The sequence below is a fragment of the uncultured Brevundimonas sp. genome (genome assembly GCF_937863155.1).
In the GTDB taxonomy this organism is placed as follows: Bacteria; Pseudomonadota; Alphaproteobacteria; order Caulobacterales; family Caulobacteraceae; genus Brevundimonas.
In genome coordinates this window covers 124,680-139,980 of record NZ_CALMFB010000025.1, presented here as the reverse complement: position 1 = coordinate 139,980, position 15,301 = coordinate 124,680, and the positions used below count along the sequence as shown (strand labels likewise).

The window sequence follows — 15,301 nt, the reverse complement described above, 5'->3', positions numbered from 1 at the left end:
GCGTCCGGCGCGGCGCGTGCTAGTCAGGCGAACCTCAGCCTTCCCGGTTTCGCCGACATGAATCAAGACGCCTCCTATTTCTTCTGCGGCATCGGCGGCTCGGGCATGCTGCCCCTGGCCATGATCGTCCAGGCGTCCGGCGCCCGGATCGAGGGGTCGGATCGCGCCCTGGACCAGGGCCGCACACCAGACAAGTTCGCCTGGCTGCGCGCGCACGGCGTGACCCTGCACCCCCAGGACGGATCGGGCGTCACCCGGCCGGACCAGATCATCGTGGCCACCGGTGCGGTAGAGGATACGGTGCCCGACATCGGCGCGGCCCGGCGCGTGGGCGCGACCATCAAGACCCGGCCGCAACTGCTTAGCGAACTGTTCAACGCGGCGCCGACCTCGGTCGGCGTGGCGGGCACCAGCGGCAAGTCCACCATCACCGGCATGGTCGCCTGGATGCTGCATTCGGCGGGTCGCGCGCCCACGGTCATGAACGGGGCGGTGATGAAGAATTTCGCCGACGCCGATCATCCCTTCGCCAGCGCGGTGATCGGCGGCCCCGACCTGTTCGCGGCAGAGGTGGATGAATCCGACGGGTCCATCGCCCGCTATGATCCGACGGTGGCGGTGGTGTCGAACATCAGCCTGGACCACAAGTCGATGGAGGAGCTGCGCGACCTGTTCGGCGGCTTCGTGCGGCGGGCGTCCAAGGCGGTGCTGAATCTGGACAATCCCGAAACCGCGGCCCTGGCCCAGGCCCTGGTCGCCGAGGGGCGGGGGGCGGACGTGATCACCTTCGCCCTGGGCAACAGCGACGCCGACCTGGCCGCGCACGACCTGAAGCCGACGCCGACCGGCATGACCTTCGATCTGGTCGAACGCGCGACCGGCGACCGGCGCGCCGTGACCCTGAATGTCCCCGGCGCGCACAATGTCGCCAACGCCCTGGCGGCCCTGGGCGCCGTGCGGGCGCTGGGCGTCGATCTGGATCAGGCGGCGGCGTCGCTGGAGACATTCGCCGGGATCAAGCGCCGGATGGAGGTGGTCGGGATGCGCAACGGCGTCACCGTCATCGACGACTTCGCCCACAATCCCGACAAGATCGCCGCCAGCCTGAAGACCCTGCACGCCTTTGACGGCCGTCTGCTGATCCTGTTCCAGCCGCACGGGTTCGGCCCGCTGAAACTGATGCAGTCCGAATTCATCGAGGGCTTCGCCGGCCTGATGCGGCCCGACGACATCCTGTTGATGCCCGAGCCGGTCTATTATGGCGGCACGACGGATCGGTCGGTGGGATCCGAAGACATCGCCGCCGGGGTGCGGGCGGCCGGGCGGCAGGCCCAGGCCCTGGCCGACCGCGCGGCCTGCGGCGACCGCATCGTCGAACTGGCCCGGGCCGGGGATCGAGTCATCGTCATGGGCGCGCGAGACGACACCCTGTCGAGCTTTGCGGCAGAGCTTCTGGCGCGGTTCTGAGGCGCCGGGGGCGGCGGCCCGCCGCACTTGCAAACGGTTCTCAATAGTGGCAGAGCGCCGGTGTGACCGACGCCGCCGCCAAGCCCACGACCGCGCCGAAAGCCGCGCCCAAACCCCCGCGCCCGCCCCAGTGGAAGACGCGGCCCTTCTGGCTGCGCCAGCTGCGGCAATGGCACTGGATCAGCGCGGCGATCAGCCTGATCGGCCTGATCCTGTTCTCTTTCACCGGCATCACCCTGAACCGGGCGGCCCTGATCGGGTCCGAGCCGGTCACCACCGAGGCGACCGCCACCCTGTCGGACGCCGCCCGCACGGCCCTGGCCGCCGTGCCGGAAGAAACGACCGATCCGGTCCCGGTCGAGATCGCGCGCTGGGCCAAGGCCGAACTGAAGGCCGACATCGCCGGACGGCCCACCGAAACCACCGCCGATGAAGTCTATGTCGCCCTGCCCCGCCCCGGCGGCGACGGCGCCCTGACCATCGATCGCGCCTCGGGCCAGGCGGTGGCCGAGGTCACCAGGAACGGCTGGGTCGCCTATCTGAACGACCTGCACAAGGGCCGGAACGCCGGGCCGGTCTGGGCCTGGTTCATCGACATCTTCGCCGTCATCTGCATCGTCTCGGCCATCACCGGCCTGGCTCTGCTGTATCTGCTTTCGACCGGCCGCCGCTGGACCTGGCCCCTGGTCGGGCTGGGACTGCTGATCCCCATCATCCTCGCCATCGTCTTCATCCATTAGAGAAGAACGCCCGCATGCGTCGCCTGACCCTCGCCTTCTCCACCACCCTGGCCGCCGGTCTTGTCGCCGGCGCCGTCCACGCGGCCGACCTGACGGTGACGGTCGAAATCCCGCGCATTTCCTCGGCCAGCTATCACCGCCCCTATGTGGCCATGTGGATCGAACAGGCGGACCAGACGGCGGTTCAGACCCTGGCGGTCTGGTACGACACCAAACTGCCGAACGGCGAAGGCAAGGACTGGCTGAAGGACCTGCGCACCTGGTGGCGCAAGGGCGGGCGGGCCATGACCCTGCCCGCCGACGGCGTCTCGGGCGCCACCCGCGCCCCGGGCCGACAGACGGTGACCATCCCCGCCGCCCGCCTGCGCAACCTGCCGGCCGGGCAGTATAATCTGGTCGTCGAGGCCGCCCGCGAACTGGGCGGACGCGAGGCCGTGCGCGTGCCCTTCCGCTGGGGCGCCGCCAACACCGGCCGCGCGGCCGGAACCACCGAACTGGGCGCGGTCTCCGTCGCCGTCACCCGCTGAAGGATCGCATCATGAAGAAGACCGTCTTCGCCCTGGCCGCCGTCGCCGCCCTGCTGGCCGCCCCCATGAGCGCCCAGGCCCATCGCGGCTGGATCCAGCCCAGCTCGACCGTGCTGTCGGGCGCCGAGGGGTGGGTCTCGTTCGACCTGGCCATGTCCAACGGCGTCTTCATTCCCGACCACGCGGCCATGCGGGTCGAAAGCCTGACCATCCTGGCGCCCGACGGTTCGCCCGCCGAGGCCCAGAACCTGTCGCGCGGCCGCCTGCGCCAGACCTTCGACCTGCACCTGGACAAGCCGGGCACCTGGAAGGTCGCCAATGTCCTGGACTTCTACAACGCCGTCTACAAACAGGGCGGCGAAGAGAAGCGCTGGCGCGGCACGGCCGCCGAAATGGCCGCCGGCATCCCCGCCGACGCCACCGACGTGACCCGGTCGCGCACCCTGATGCGGGTCGAGACCTTCGTCACTCTGGGCCAGCCGACCGAGACGGTGTTCGCCCCGACCGGCCAGGGCCTGGAGCTGGTTCCCGTCACCCACCCCAACGATCTGGTGGCGGGCGAGGCGGCGACCTTCACCCTGATGCTGGACGGCAAGCCGGCGGCGAACCAGACCATCACCATCGCGCGCTCGGGTCTGCGCTATCGCGACAACCCCGAAGAGACGACCGTGACCACCGGGGCCGACGGCGGGTTCAGCGTGACCTGGCCCCAGGCGGGTCTGTACTGGCTGAACGCCGCCGTGCGCGATGTGGCCGGGACGGATGGCGTCACCGTCAACGCCCAGTATAACGGCGTGGTGGAAGTGTTGCCCTAAGGGGTGTTGCCCCAAGGGGTTTTGCTCTGAGCAGTTTCGATCCGACCTGGAGAGGCTCCAAGGCCGCGCCGCCGACCGTCACCCTGGGCGAGGCGGAGCCGCGGGCGTCGAACCGCGTCCTGATCCCGCCGACCGCGACGGCGCCGCAACGGCCGCCCAGCGACATCGTCTGGACGCTGACGGGCCAGACCATGGGCACCGAATGGCTGGCCCTGGCCGTGCCGCCGCCCGGCGCCGACCAGGGCGCGACCACGGCCGCCATCCAGGCCGAACTGGACGCCGTGGTCGCCCTGTTCAGCCCCTGGGTGCGGACCAGCGAGATCAGCCGCTTCAACACGGCGCCGGCCGGCCTGTGGGCCGTGTCGCCCGACTTCTGGAGCCTGGTCGATCAGGCGATGGATCTGGCCGACGAAACCAATGGCGCGGTCGATCCGACCCTGGGCGCCCTGGTCGATCTGTGGGGTTTCGGCCCGCCCGGTCTGCGCCCCGAAGACGGCCCGCCCCTGCCCAGCGATGACGAGATCGCCGCCGCCATGGCCGTCAGCGGCTGGCAGAAGCTGCGCATGCATCGCGACGGACGCGGCCTGATGCAAATGGGCGGCATGAAGCTGGACCTGTCGGGCATCGCCAAGGGTCATGCGGTGGACCGCGTCTCGGACCGGCTGACGGCCCTGGGCCTGACCTCGCATCTGGTCGAGATCGGCGGCGAGGTGAAGGGCCGGGGCGTCAAGCCCGACGGCATGCCCTGGTGGGTCGAGATCGAACGCTCGCCCGACCACCCGGACCAGCCCCGCACCGTCGCCGCCATGGTCGATATCGCCATGGCCACCTCGGGCGACTATCGCCGGGCCATGCAGGTGGGCGAGACCCTGTACCCCCACACGATCGACGGCTGGACCGGGCGGCCCATCGCCAACCACGTCACCTCGGTCACCGTGCTGCACGACAGCGCGATGAAGGCCGACGCCTACGCCACCGCCCTGACGGTCATGGGCGCGGCCGAGGCCGCCGACTACGCCGCCCTGATCGGACTGGCGGCCCACATCGTGGAACGCACGCCCGATGGCCCGGTCGAGCGGATGACCGCCGCCTTCGCCGCCATGCTGGACGAACAGAGCGACGACGCGCCGGTCTAAGCCTGCGCCACCGCCTTCATCGACACGGCCGGATCGGCCAGTTTCGCCGCATCCACCGGGGTGCGGCGGCCGATGAACTGCTTGCCGGCCATGAACTCGGCCGGGGCGTTCACCGCCTCGACACAGACGATGCGATCGCCCGCCAGATGGAAGACCGCAAAGCCCGGCGCGGTCGCATCGCCGCGCACGATCTGACGGTCCGCGCCGCCGGGCAGGCCCGCGATCTGCAGCTTCAGCTCAAACTGGTCGGACCAGAACCACGGAACCTCGGGCGCCGGGGCCGGGCGGCCGGTGATGGCTGACGCCGCCTGTTTGGCCTGCTCCAGAGCGTTGGGCACGCTTTCCAGGCGGAAGACGCCGTCATGCACCGGCACCGGCCGATGGGTCATGTCGCCGATGGCGTAGATGGCCGGGTCGCTGGTGCGGGCCTGTTCGTCCACCACCACGCCATTGTCGCAGGCCAGGCCCGCCGCCGCCGCCAAGCCGTCGCAGGCCAGGGCGCCGACCCCGACCAGGATCGCATCGGCGGAAATCAGCCGCCCGTCCGCCAGCCTCACGCCCGCCTCCTCGAACCCCGTCACCTCGGCGTCGGTCAGGATCTCGACCCCGTTCGCCCGATGCCAGGCGGTGAAGAAGGCCGACAGGGTCGCCGACGCCACGCGGGCCAGCACCCGGTCCATCCGTTCGATCACCACCGCCTCGGCGCCCAGGGCGCGGGCGGACGCCGCCGCCTCCAGCCCCACATAGCCGCCGCCGACCACCGCCAGCCGCCGGCCCGGCCCCAGCGCGGCCTTCAGCCGTTCGGCGTCGGTCAGGGTCCGCAGTTCCAAGAGGTCGGGCCGGTCCGCCCCCGGTATCGGCAACCGTCGCGCCGTCGATCCCAGCGCCAGGATCAGGGCGTCATAGGGTTCGACCGTCCCGTCGGCGAAGGTCACGGTCCGGCCGGCCCGGTCGATGGCCGTGGCCGTCACGCCGGTGCGCAGCTGGATGTCCTTTTCCGCATAGAAGCTCTCGGGCCGCAGCAGCAGGTCCTCCAGACCCGCCTCGCCCTTCAGCCAGGCCTTGGACAGGGGCGGCCGCTGATACGGCGGCGCCGTCTCTTCGCCCGCCAGAAGGATCGGCCCCTCGTGCCCATATTGGCGCAGCAGGGCCGCCGCCGTTCCGCCCGCGTGCCCGGCCCCGATGATGACGATCCTGCTCATGCGTCGCAGATAGAGCGAAGCCGGCCGCTTCGCCATAGCCGCCGGAACGGACCGGCCCGACGGCGGTTTTCCTGCCTGGGGCGGCGTCACATGGTGTTTCATCCGGCCCTGGGCGGTTGGCGCAAAGACCGGGAAACGCCTAACACCGAAAACAAGCGCCGCCATTGGGGCCGCGCGGCGGGAAAGGGAGCGGATGGCGGCTCTGGTGCTCTTCGGCGGCGGCGGCGATCTGGCGATGCGGATGCTTCTGCCGTCGCTGTATTTCCTCGAACATGACCGCCTGCTGCCCGACGGCCTGAAGATCATCGGCGCGGCCCGGTCCGACGACAGCCGCGACGCCTATGTCGCCAAGGTGCGCGAGGCGGTGCAGGCGCGCGCCGCCGCCGACAAGGCCTGGGACGCCGACGCCTGGTCCCGGCTGGAGGCGCGGCTGGACTATCTGGCCGTCGACGCCACCAACGCGGACAGCCTGAAGCCGCTGAAGGCCAAGGTCGGCGATGACGGCGCGACCAGTTTCCTGGCCGTGTCGCCGTCGCTGTACGCCCGCATCGTCACGGCGATGAAGACGGCGGGTCTGGCCGGGCCGAAAGACCGCGTGGTTCTGGAAAAGCCGGTCGGCCGCGATCTGGACAGTTTTCGCGCCATCGACGACGCGGTGGCCGACGCCTTTGATGAGCGGCAGGTGTTCCGCATCGACCACTATCTGGGCAAGGAGACGGTCCAGAACCTGATCGCCCTCAGGTTCGGCAACACCATCTTCGAGCCGCTGTGGAACAATCTGACCATCGACCACGTCCAGATCACGGTGGGCGAGACGGTGGGGGTGGGCGACCGCTGGCCCTATTATGATGAGTACGGCGCCCTGCGCGACATGCTGCAGAACCACATGCTGCAGCTGCTGTGCCTGGTGGCCATGGAGCCGCCCAGCGACCTGGACCCGGACTCGGTGCGCAATGAGAAGGTCAAGGTTCTGCGTTCGCTGCGCGCCGTGACGCCCGAGGAGGTCCAGCGCGTCACCGTACGCGGCCAGTATCAGGCCGGCGAGATCGAGGGCCAGACGGTCGAAAGCTATGAGACCGAACGCGGCCAGGCGTCGGACACCGAAACCTTCGTCGCCATCCGCGCCGACATCGACAACTGGCGCTGGGCGGGCGTCCCCTTCTTCATGCGCACGGGCAAGCGACTGGCGGAAAAACGCACCGAGATCGTGATCCAGTTCAAGCCGGTGCCCCATTCCATCTTTGATCGCGGCGATCGCGGCGAACTGAGCGACAACCGGCTGGTCATCGAGCTGCAGCCCGAGGAAGACATCAGCCTGACGGTCATGAACAAACGGCCGGGCCTGGACCAGAGGATGCAGCTGCAGCCGATCAAGATGAGCCTGTCGTGGGGCGTTGACGGCAAGGGTGAGCAGGCGCCGCGCCGCCGCATCGCCTATGAGCGGCTGCTGCTGGACGCCATGGCCGGAGATTCCACCCTGTTCGTGCGCCGCGACGAGGCCGAGCAGGCCTGGAAATGGGTGGACGAGGTTTCCGAAGCCTGGGCCGGCGCCCATATCCGGCCCCTGCCCTATGTCGCCGGAACCTGGGGGCCAGAGGCGTCCGGCGCCCTGTTGGCCCGCACCGGCCGGACGTGGAACACAGATGAAGGCTGAAACCCTGCCCCCTACACCGTCATCCTCGGGCTTGACCCGAGGATCAGACTTTGCGCCCGCTGGACGCCTCCCGTCTGGCCGCCAGGTCGAGGTCGCCCCTGATCCTCGGGTCAAGCCCGAGGATGACGGGAGGGTGTGAGGATGTTGGTTCAGGAGTTTTCGAGCGCCGACTGGGCCGCCGCCTGCGCCTTGCGCCTGACCGACGCGCTGTCGGACGCCGTGGCCGCCAACGGCCGCGCCGTCTTCGCCGGGTCGGGCGGATCGACGCCGACGCCCATCTATCGCGTGATGGCCCAGGCGCCGCTGGACTGGTCGCGCATCGCCGTCACCCTGATCGACGAACGCTATGTCCCTGAAAGCGACGATCAGTCGAACGCCCGGCTGCTGAAACAGACCCTGCTGACCGGCGCGGCGGCGCAGGCGCGCTTCGTGCCCCTTTATCACCCCGCCGTGACGGTGGACCGGGCGGCGGCCCTGGCGACGCGGGCGCTGGCGCCCGAAGGCCGGCTGGACGCCGTGCTGCTGGGCATGGGCGAGGACGGCCACATCTGTTCGATGTTCCCCGACAGCCCGACCCTGCGCACCCTGCTGACCCCCGAACTGGCGCCCGCCGTCCTGGGCGTGCCGATGGGGCGCGAGGGGATGGCGCCGTCCCTGGAGCGTCTGACGATCAATCTGCCCTATCTGGTCCACGCGGGCCGTGTCGTTCTGGCCCTGACCGGGGCCGCCAAGCGCCGGGTGTTCGAGGATCAGCTGCGGGGCGATCCGGCCGTGACGCCTATCGCCGCCCTGGTCGCGCATAACGTCCCGCTGGAGGTGCTGTGGACGGAGGCCGCGCCATGACCCTGCATCCCGTGGTCGCCGAGGTGACCAACCGCATCGTCGAACGCAGCGGGCCGACGCGCGAAGACTATCTGCGCCGCATGAACGCCGCCCGCGACCGCGGCGTCGGCCGGGCCAAACTGTCCTGCGCCAACTGGGCCCACGCCTTCGCCGGCCAGACACCGGGCGACAAGCTGACCATGATGGGCGGCCGGGCGCCCAATGTCGGCGTCGTCACCGCCTATAACGACATGCTGTCGGCGCATCAGCCGTTCGAGCGCTTCCCCGAGATCATCCGCCAGACCGCGCGCGACATGGGCGCCACGGCCCAGGTGGCGGGCGGCGTCCCGGCCATGTGCGACGGCGTCACCCAAGGTCGGCCGGGCATGGAGCTGTCGCTGTTCAGCCGCGACGTCATCGCCATGTCCACGGGGGTGGCGCTGAGCCACGACGCCTTCGACGCCGTCATGGCCCTGGGCGTCTGCGACAAGATCGTGCCGGGCCTGGTGATGGGAACCCTGGCGTTTGGCCATCTGCCGGTGGTCTTCGCCCCGGCCGGGCCGATGCCGTCGGGCCTTCCCAACGCCGAAAAGGCCCGCGTCCGCGCCCTTTATGCGCAAGGCCAGGTGGACCGCCAAACCCTGCTGGCCAGCGAGGTCGCCAGCTATCATTCGCCCGGCACCTGCACCTTCTACGGCACGGCCAATTCCAACCAGATGATGATGGAGATCGGCGGCCTGCACCTGCCGTCCACCGCCTTCGTCCATCCCGAGACGGGCCTGCGCGACGCCCTGACGGCGGCGGCGGCGAAACGGGCGGTGGAACTGGCGCTGGGCGGCGAAGGCCGCATGGCCGACGTCATCGACGAAAAGGCCGTGGTCAACATGATCGTGGCCCTGCTGGCCACCGGCGGATCGACCAACCACGCCATCCATCTGGTAGCCATGGCGCGGGCGGCGGGCGTCATCATCGACTGGACCGACATGGACCGGCTCAGTTCCGTCACGCCTCTGCTGGCGCGGGTCTATCCGAACGGCACGGCCGATGTGAACGCCTTCCAGGCCGCGGGCGGCACCGCCTTCGTCACCCGCGAACTGGCTCTGTCGGGACACATCCATTCGGACGTGACCACCATCATGGGCCGAGGGATCGAACCCTATTTCCGCGAACCGATGATGCAGGACGGCGAACTGGTCTGGGCCGAGGGTCTGACTGAAAGCCTGAACACCGACATCCTGCGCCCCGCGTCGGACCCGTTCCAGAGCGACGGCGGCCTGCGGCTGGTCCAGGGCGACCTGGGTCGGGCGGTGATCAAGGTCAGCGCGGTCAAGCCCGAGAACCGCATCGTCCAGGCGCCCGCCGCCGTGTTCGAGACCCAGGAGGCGGCGCTGGAGGCCTTCAAGGCCGGCGAACTGGACCGGGACGTGGTGGTGGTGCTGCGCTTCCAGGGGCCGCGCGCCAACGGCATGCCCGAACTGCACAGCCTGTCGCCCGCGCTCAGCGTGCTTCAGGACAAGGGGTTCAAGGTCGCCTTCGTCACCGACGGCCGCATGTCGGGCGCCAGCGGCAAGACCCCCGCCGCCATCCACGTCTCGCCCGAGGCCCTGGCCGGCGGCCCCCTGGCCCATATCCGCGATGGCGACATCATCCGGCTGGACCCCGATGCGGGCGTCCTGACCACCATCGGCGCGGGCGAACTGGCGTCCCGCCCCGCGGCCCAGTGGGCGCCCGAACACGCCGAGGGGGCGGGCTGGGGCTTCGGCCGCGAACTGTTCGCCGCCTTCCGCCAGGCCGTGGGCGTGGCCGAGGCCGGGGCCTCGGTCTGCTTCCTGCCGCCGGTCGGGGCGGCCCAGCACAAGGACACGCCGCCCGATCCCAACATCGTCGACCGGGCGGTGGACGCATGACGGCGCCGCACGATCCGCGCACCCTTTTGGTCGGCGACGTAGGCGGCACCAACGCCCGGTTCGCCGTGGCCCGCTGGACCGAACACGGCCCGGTGCTGGAGCATCATGAGAGCTTCCCGGCGTCCGAACATCCGACATTTCTCGGTGGCGTGCGCGCCTTCATCGACGGCTGCGAGGTCACGCCCAGCGGCGGCGTCATCGCCGTGGCCGGGCCGGTGACGGACGGGGCCATCGACCTGACCAACTCGCCCTGGCGGGTGTCCGAGGGGGAACTGGCGACCCTGGGCCTTAACCCCATCCGCCTGATCAATGATTTCGAGGCCCAGGCCTGGGGGGCGCCCATCGTGCCCGGCGCCGACCTGGCGCACCTGGGCGGACCCGAGGCGGGCGATCCGCACGCCACGCTGGCGGTGCTGGGGCCAGGCACGGGCTTCGGCGTCTCGGCCCTGGCGCGTGACCGGGACGGGCGCGAGATCGCCCTGCCCTCCGAAGGCGGCCACGCCTGTTTCGCCCCCAATGACGTCGTCGAGGACGAGGTGCTGCGCATCCTGCGCCGGCGCTATGAGCGGGTGTCGATCGAGCGGCTGATCTGCGGACCCGGCCTGGTCAATCTGCACCGCGCCCTGGCCGAGATCGACGGGCGCGACACCCATATCGACGACCCGGCCGAGATCACGAAACAGGCCCTGGCCGAACCCAACAGCCCGTGCGGCGCCACCCTGGCGCGGTTCTGCGCCATTCTGGGGTCGGTGGCGGGGGATATCGCCCTGACGCTGGGCGCGCGCGGCGGGGTCTATATCGCCGGCGGCATCGCCCCGCGCATCCTGCCCTTCCTGAAGGCCAGCCCCTTCCGCGAACGGTTCCAGCGCAAGGGCCGGTTCCAGCCCTATCTGGCCGAGATTCCGACCTGGGTCGTCACCCACCGCCATGCCGCCCTGCTGGGCGCCGCACGGGTGGCCCTCGGCGAAAAGATCACGGGCGCGTGAACCGGCCGGGCGCGGGGGCGTTGTTACGGCTCCCCACGCTTTTGGAAGGAACGCCCCCATGAAGAAGATCGCCATCGCCTCGCTCGCCGCCTTCGCCGTCGCCGGTCTGGCCGCCTGTGGTGAAAGCGCCGCCGACAAGGCCGCCGAGCAACAGGCTGACGCCCTGGAGGCCCAGGCCGCCCAGGCCCCGACCGAGGCCCAGGAACGCGCCCTGAACGCCGAGGCCGACCGCATCGAGCAGCAGGCCGGCAACGCCGACGGCGGCATGACCACCGCCAACACGCCCAACACCTCGCCCAGCATGACCGAGGCCGAGAAGAAGGCGGCTCAGTAAGCCTGACCGACGCTGAATCAATCCGGCCCCGTCGCGACCCGCGGCGGGGCCTTTTCGTCTCCGAAACGCCCAGTCAGACGCGACAGGCCAGACGCGACAGGTCAGAAGCGATAGGTCAGGCCGATCTGGGCGACCGGATAGAGGCTGTATTCCGCCTCCTGCTCGATACGGCGCGCCTCGATATCCAGCCGGGCGCGAAAGGCCGGATGGTTCGACAGCGTCCCGCCCGCCGACGTCAGGGCCACCTCCGGGTCTTCGCCCACCGCCACGCCGAACAGCGCCCTCAGGCCCACACGGCGGCGGCTGGTGAAGGTGGTGTCGAAACCCACGCCGACAAACGGCGACACCGCCGTCAGGGTCGCCTCGCCGCTCAGACGCCCGACCTGGGCCGGGGTGAAAACGGCGCCGCCGATCTCGACCGGCGCATCCGGTTCGGCCGTCAGGCGCAGTTCGCGCGCGCCCATATAGCCGCCGCCGGAAACGAACAGGGCGTTGCTGAACGGATGCAGGTCCAGAAAGACGCCGACCGTGTCGAAATCCAGCCCGGCCTCATAATCCACGCCGCCATAGCGCCGCTCGAAATCGTGCCGCAGCCGATCGACCCCGCCACGCACCACCAGGGTGTCGCTGAGCCTCTGCTGGATCTCCATGCCCAGGCCCATGGTCCCGCCATGGATCGACCCGGCCGTATTGCGATCCCGGTCCTGGGCCGACGCCCCGTCGCAACAGACGCCCCACATCAGCAGACCGGCAAGGGTCGCGCGCATCATCTTGAACCCCCAACCGCCCGATACGCGGCGGCAGAGTCCATATCACCACGAGATGACGGTTGCGCCCAGACCTTCTCCCGTCAGGCGAAAGGCCCTTCAGGCCGCGCGGCGGGCCTCGGCCTCGCGCACCGCTTCGGCCGCGCGGTCCAGAACCTCCAGCCCCGCGCCGGGGCGGATCGCCTCGACCGTCAGAATGCGCCGGAAGGCGCGGGCCCCGGGCCGGCCGTGCATCAGCCCCAGCATGTGCCGGGTGATCGACGTCAGGGACGCCCCCTCCTCCAGCCGCGCCGCGACATAGGGGCGATAACGGTCCAGGGCGGTCCAGACATCGACATCCGCCCCCTCCATGCCGAACAGGCGCCAGTCCGCCGCCCCCAGAATGGCCGGCTCGTGATAGGCTGCCCGGCCCAGCATGACCCCATCCAGCGCCACGCCGTCCGCATCGTCCAGATGGGCCACGGCCTCATCCAGCGAACCGACGCCGCCATTGATGCAGACGGTCAGATGCGGCCGCTCGCGCTTCAGCCGCCGCACCAGGGCGTAATCCAGCGGCGGCACGTCGCGGTTCTCCTTGGGCGACAGGCCCTTCAGCCAGGCCTTGCGCGCATGGACCACAAAGACCGTGATCCCCACGGCGGCGCAGGCGTCGACCGTGGCGAACAGGCTGACCTGCGGGTCTTGATCGTCCACGCCGATGCGGCATTTGACGGTGGCGGGCACGTCCACGGCCTCGCGGATGGCGGCCATGCAGTCGGCGACCAGTTCCGGCTCGCGCATCAGACAGGCGCCGAAGCGGCCGGACTGCACCCGGTCGGACGGGCAGCCGACGTTCAGATTGATCTCGTCATAGCCATAGTCGGCGCCGATCCGGGCGGCCTGGGCCAGCTGCTGCGGGTCCGATCCGCCCAGTTGCAGCGCCACCGGATGTTCGACCGCGTCGAAGGCCAGCAGCCGGTCGCGGTCGCCATGGATCACCGCCGGCGCCGTGACCATTTCGGTGTACAGCAGCGTCCGCGCCGTCAGGGCGCGGTGAAACGCCCGGCAATGCCGGTCGGTCCAGTCCATCATGGGGGCCACCGACAGGCGGCGGGGCAGGTCGGTCATGGGGCGGGCCTCTTACCCCAAGGCGAACGATCTGGCGATGGCGCCCGACTCCCGCTAGGAACGGAGCATGAACACGCTAGAGATCATCCTGCTGACCCTCGCCGTCGTCGCCGGCGGCGGTTTCCTGTGGGCCTTCATGGGCTGGCAGGGCGCGCGCGGCGACCTGCGCGCCGCTCATGCCCGGCTGGAAGCGGCCGAGGACAGCCAGGGGGCCATGGCCGCCTATCTGAAGGCCCAGGCGCGGGAATCGGCCGAGACCGTGGCCGGCCAGCTGGTCACCCGCGCCACCGAGACCTTCCAGGCTCAGGACCGTCTGGCGCGTGAACGGATGGAGGCCCAGCTGAAGCCGGTGGCCGAGACCCTGGCCAAATTCCAGGCGCACGTCGATGCGCTGGAGAAGACGCGGGCCGAAGAGACCGGCGGGCTGAAGGAACAGCTGGCCCTGCTGATGACCGCCTCGACCGCCACCCGCGACGAGGCGCGGCGCCTGACCGAGGCCCTGCGCGGCAACACCGGCCGGCGCGGTCGCTGGGGCGAACAGACGTGCCGCAATGTGCTGGAGGCGGCGGGCATGGCCGGGCGTTTCGACTTCGAGGAACAGACCTCGGCGGCGAACGAGGAAGGGCGGCAGTCGCGGCCCGATTTCATCGTCAGACTGCCGGGCGGCGGCATGTTCGTGATCGACGCCAAGGTGTCGCTGGCCTTTCTGGACGAGACCGACGGCGACGCCGAGGCCCAGGCCAGCGCGGCGGCCATGCGCACCGCCGCCAGCATGAAGACCCACATGCGCCAGCTGGCGTCCAAGGCCTATCAGGACCAGTTCAAGCCCAGTCCCGACTTCGTCGTCATGTTCGTGCCCGGCGACGCCTTCCTGGCCGCCGCCCTGGATCACGAGCCGGAGCTGATGACCCAGGCCATGGCCTCGCGCGTGGTGATCGTGACGCCCACCACCCTGTTCGCCCTGTGCAAGGCGGTCGCCTATGGCTGGCGCGCCGAGGAGCAGGCCAAGAACGCCGAGGCCGTCGCCACCCTGGGCCGCGATCTTTACAAGCGTCTGTCGGTCATGGGCGGCCATGCGGCGGCGGTGGGCCGGGCGCTGGACAGCGCCGTGGGCAAATACAACCAGTTCGTCGGCTCGCTGGAGAGCCAGGTCATGGTCGCCGCGCGCCGGTTCGAGGACTTGCAGGTCAACCATGAGGGCAAGACCCTTCCCGAACTGCCGCCGGTCGAACAGGGGCCGCGCGCCGTCAGCCGCCCCGAACTGCTGCAGCCGCCCGCCGAAAACTGATCACCGGGGAAAGCGAGCGCGTCTTTTGGCAGCGCATCCTTTCCCTTTTGACAAACACGCTTGACACTCGCCGCCGCCACGCGTAAAGCACCCTTGTCAAAACGACAGAGGAGCTTTCCAACATGAACACAGGCCGCAAGAATTTCGTGGCGACCTGGGGCATCGGGTTCGGCCTGCTGGCCATCGCCGTCGGCGTCGCCATCTTCGCATCGGGGCTGTGGGCCAGCTGGGCGTCCGCCATCCTGGCTATGATCGCCGCCATCTGGATCGGCGCCGCCTGGATGGGATCGGTCGACGAGGCCGCCCAGGAAGCCCACAAATGGTCCTGGTACTGGGGCGGCAGCATCGGCATGGCCATCGGCGGCGTGCTGCTGATCCTGGCCACGACGCCCGCTTCGCAACATTGGACCGTGCCGGTCGCTCCCGGCCATGAAGGCGATCCGGTCGCCTATGCCGCCACGGGCGCGATGGGCATGCTGGGCCTGATGCTGGTCGGTTATCTGGTCGCCTGGGGCCTGTGGTGGCTGCGGCGCCGGTGATGGAGGATCA

At 70.1% G+C, this 15,301-nt stretch carries 15 protein-coding genes; 12 read left to right on the top strand and 3 right to left on the bottom strand.

Features of this window, described 5'->3' with window-relative positions; translation table 11 throughout:
• Positions 1-57 precede the first annotated feature (57 nt).
• From Q0581_RS04810 to Q0581_RS04790, 5 genes are all read left to right on the top strand, one after another.
• Entirely contained in the window at positions 58-1,467 is a 1,410-nt protein-coding gene (locus tag Q0581_RS04810) for a Mur ligase family protein (protein ID WP_298698098.1), read from the top strand.
• Positions 1,468-1,529: 62 nt separating this feature from the next.
• Entirely contained in the window at positions 1,530-2,207 is a 678-nt protein-coding gene (locus Q0581_RS04805; RefSeq protein WP_298698096.1) for a PepSY-associated TM helix domain-containing protein, read from the top strand.
• A gap of 14 nt (positions 2,208-2,221) precedes the next feature.
• Positions 2,222-2,734, top strand: coding sequence for a DUF2271 domain-containing protein (locus Q0581_RS04800; protein WP_298698095.1), 513 nt, complete (start codon positions 2,222-2,224; stop codon positions 2,732-2,734).
• A gap of 11 nt (positions 2,735-2,745) precedes the next feature.
• Positions 2,746-3,549 carry a DUF4198 domain-containing protein gene (locus Q0581_RS04795; protein ID WP_298698094.1) on the top strand — a complete coding sequence of 268 codons (804 nt, stop codon included), beginning with the start codon at positions 2,746-2,748 and terminating at the stop codon, positions 3,547-3,549.
• Between the two features lie 191 nt (positions 3,550-3,740).
• Positions 3,741-4,685: an FAD:protein FMN transferase gene (locus Q0581_RS04790; protein ID WP_298698092.1), complete on the top strand. Its 945-nt coding sequence runs from the start codon at positions 3,741-3,743 to the stop codon at positions 4,683-4,685.
• Here Q0581_RS04790 and Q0581_RS04785 read toward each other — a convergent pair.
• A complete protein-coding gene (locus tag Q0581_RS04785) occupies positions 4,682-5,887 on the bottom strand; it encodes an FAD-dependent oxidoreductase (RefSeq protein ID WP_298698090.1) in 1,206 nt (401 codons plus the stop codon). The genes Q0581_RS04790 and Q0581_RS04785 overlap by 4 nt on opposite strands.
• 193 nt (positions 5,888-6,080) lie before the next feature.
• Between Q0581_RS04785 and zwf the strand changes: the two genes are divergently transcribed.
• From zwf to Q0581_RS04760, 5 genes are all read left to right on the top strand, one after another.
• A complete protein-coding gene (zwf, locus tag Q0581_RS04780; RefSeq protein ID WP_298698088.1) occupies positions 6,081-7,541 on the top strand; it encodes a glucose-6-phosphate dehydrogenase in 1,461 nt (486 codons plus the stop codon).
• Between the two features lie 141 nt (positions 7,542-7,682).
• Positions 7,683-8,384, top strand: a complete 702-nt coding sequence (pgl, locus tag Q0581_RS04775) for a 6-phosphogluconolactonase (protein ID WP_298698086.1) — start codon at positions 7,683-7,685, stop codon at positions 8,382-8,384.
• Positions 8,381-10,270, top strand: a complete 1,890-nt coding sequence (gene edd / locus Q0581_RS04770) for a phosphogluconate dehydratase (protein ID WP_298698084.1) — start codon at positions 8,381-8,383, stop codon at positions 10,268-10,270. The genes pgl and edd overlap by 4 nt, the downstream gene beginning before the upstream one ends.
• Positions 10,267-11,256, top strand: a complete 990-nt coding sequence (gene glk / locus Q0581_RS04765) for a glucokinase (protein WP_298698083.1) — start codon at positions 10,267-10,269, stop codon at positions 11,254-11,256. Before edd ends, glk begins: the two co-directional genes overlap by 4 nt.
• A 58-nt stretch (positions 11,257-11,314) precedes the next feature.
• Positions 11,315-11,590 (top strand): hypothetical protein, encoded by a 276-nt coding sequence (locus Q0581_RS04760; RefSeq protein ID WP_298698082.1) that lies wholly within the window; start codon positions 11,315-11,317, stop codon positions 11,588-11,590.
• A 101-nt stretch (positions 11,591-11,691) separates the two neighbouring features.
• Here the strand turns inward: Q0581_RS04760 and Q0581_RS04755 are convergent, their stop codons facing one another.
• A complete protein-coding gene (locus tag Q0581_RS04755) occupies positions 11,692-12,357 on the bottom strand; it encodes a hypothetical protein (protein ID WP_298698080.1) in 666 nt (221 codons plus the stop codon).
• A 99-nt stretch (positions 12,358-12,456) separates the two neighbouring features.
• Positions 12,457-13,464, bottom strand: a complete 1,008-nt coding sequence (gene dusA, locus Q0581_RS04750; RefSeq protein ID WP_298698079.1) for a tRNA dihydrouridine(20/20a) synthase DusA — start codon at positions 13,462-13,464, stop codon at positions 12,457-12,459.
• 67 nt (positions 13,465-13,531) lie between these two features.
• On the opposite strand from dusA, the gene Q0581_RS04745 reads away from it, so the two are divergent.
• Positions 13,532-14,752 carry a DNA recombination protein RmuC gene (locus tag Q0581_RS04745; protein WP_298698078.1) on the top strand — a complete coding sequence of 407 codons (1,221 nt, stop codon included), beginning with the start codon at positions 13,532-13,534 and terminating at the stop codon, positions 14,750-14,752.
• Positions 14,753-14,874: 122 nt separating this feature from the next.
• Positions 14,875-15,291: a hypothetical protein gene (locus Q0581_RS04740; RefSeq protein ID WP_298698077.1), complete on the top strand. Its 417-nt coding sequence runs from the start codon at positions 14,875-14,877 to the stop codon at positions 15,289-15,291.
• The last annotated feature ends 10 nt before the right edge of the window (positions 15,292-15,301 follow it).

Bases quoted from the DNA above. Each gene is read 5' to 3' on its own strand.
- Q0581_RS04810 (WP_298698098.1), top strand. From the start codon at position 58: ATGAATCAAGACGCCTCCTATTTCTTCTGCGGCATCGGCGGCTCGGGC.
- dusA (WP_298698079.1), bottom strand. From the start codon at position 13,464: ATGACCGACCTGCCCCGCCGCCTGTCGGTGGCCCCCATGATGGACTGG.
- Q0581_RS04760 (WP_298698082.1), top strand. From the start codon at position 11,315: ATGAAGAAGATCGCCATCGCCTCGCTCGCCGCCTTCGCCGTCGCCGGT.
- Q0581_RS04745 (WP_298698078.1), top strand. From the start codon at position 13,532: ATGAACACGCTAGAGATCATCCTGCTGACCCTCGCCGTCGTCGCCGGC.
- pgl (WP_298698086.1), top strand. From the start codon at position 7,683: ATGTTGGTTCAGGAGTTTTCGAGCGCCGACTGGGCCGCCGCCTGCGCC.
- Q0581_RS04790 (WP_298698092.1), top strand. From the start codon at position 3,741: ATGGGCACCGAATGGCTGGCCCTGGCCGTGCCGCCGCCCGGCGCCGAC.
- edd (WP_298698084.1), top strand. From the start codon at position 8,381: ATGACCCTGCATCCCGTGGTCGCCGAGGTGACCAACCGCATCGTCGAA.
- Q0581_RS04740 (WP_298698077.1), top strand. From the start codon at position 14,875: ATGAACACAGGCCGCAAGAATTTCGTGGCGACCTGGGGCATCGGGTTC.
- Q0581_RS04795 (WP_298698094.1), top strand. From the start codon at position 2,746: ATGAAGAAGACCGTCTTCGCCCTGGCCGCCGTCGCCGCCCTGCTGGCC.
- zwf (WP_298698088.1), top strand. From the start codon at position 6,081: ATGGCGGCTCTGGTGCTCTTCGGCGGCGGCGGCGATCTGGCGATGCGG.
- Q0581_RS04800 (WP_298698095.1), top strand. From the start codon at position 2,222: ATGCGTCGCCTGACCCTCGCCTTCTCCACCACCCTGGCCGCCGGTCTT.
- glk (WP_298698083.1), top strand. From the start codon at position 10,267: ATGACGGCGCCGCACGATCCGCGCACCCTTTTGGTCGGCGACGTAGGC.
- Q0581_RS04755 (WP_298698080.1), bottom strand. From the start codon at position 12,357: ATGCGCGCGACCCTTGCCGGTCTGCTGATGTGGGGCGTCTGTTGCGAC.
- Q0581_RS04785 (WP_298698090.1), bottom strand. From the start codon at position 5,887: ATGAGCAGGATCGTCATCATCGGGGCCGGGCACGCGGGCGGAACGGCG.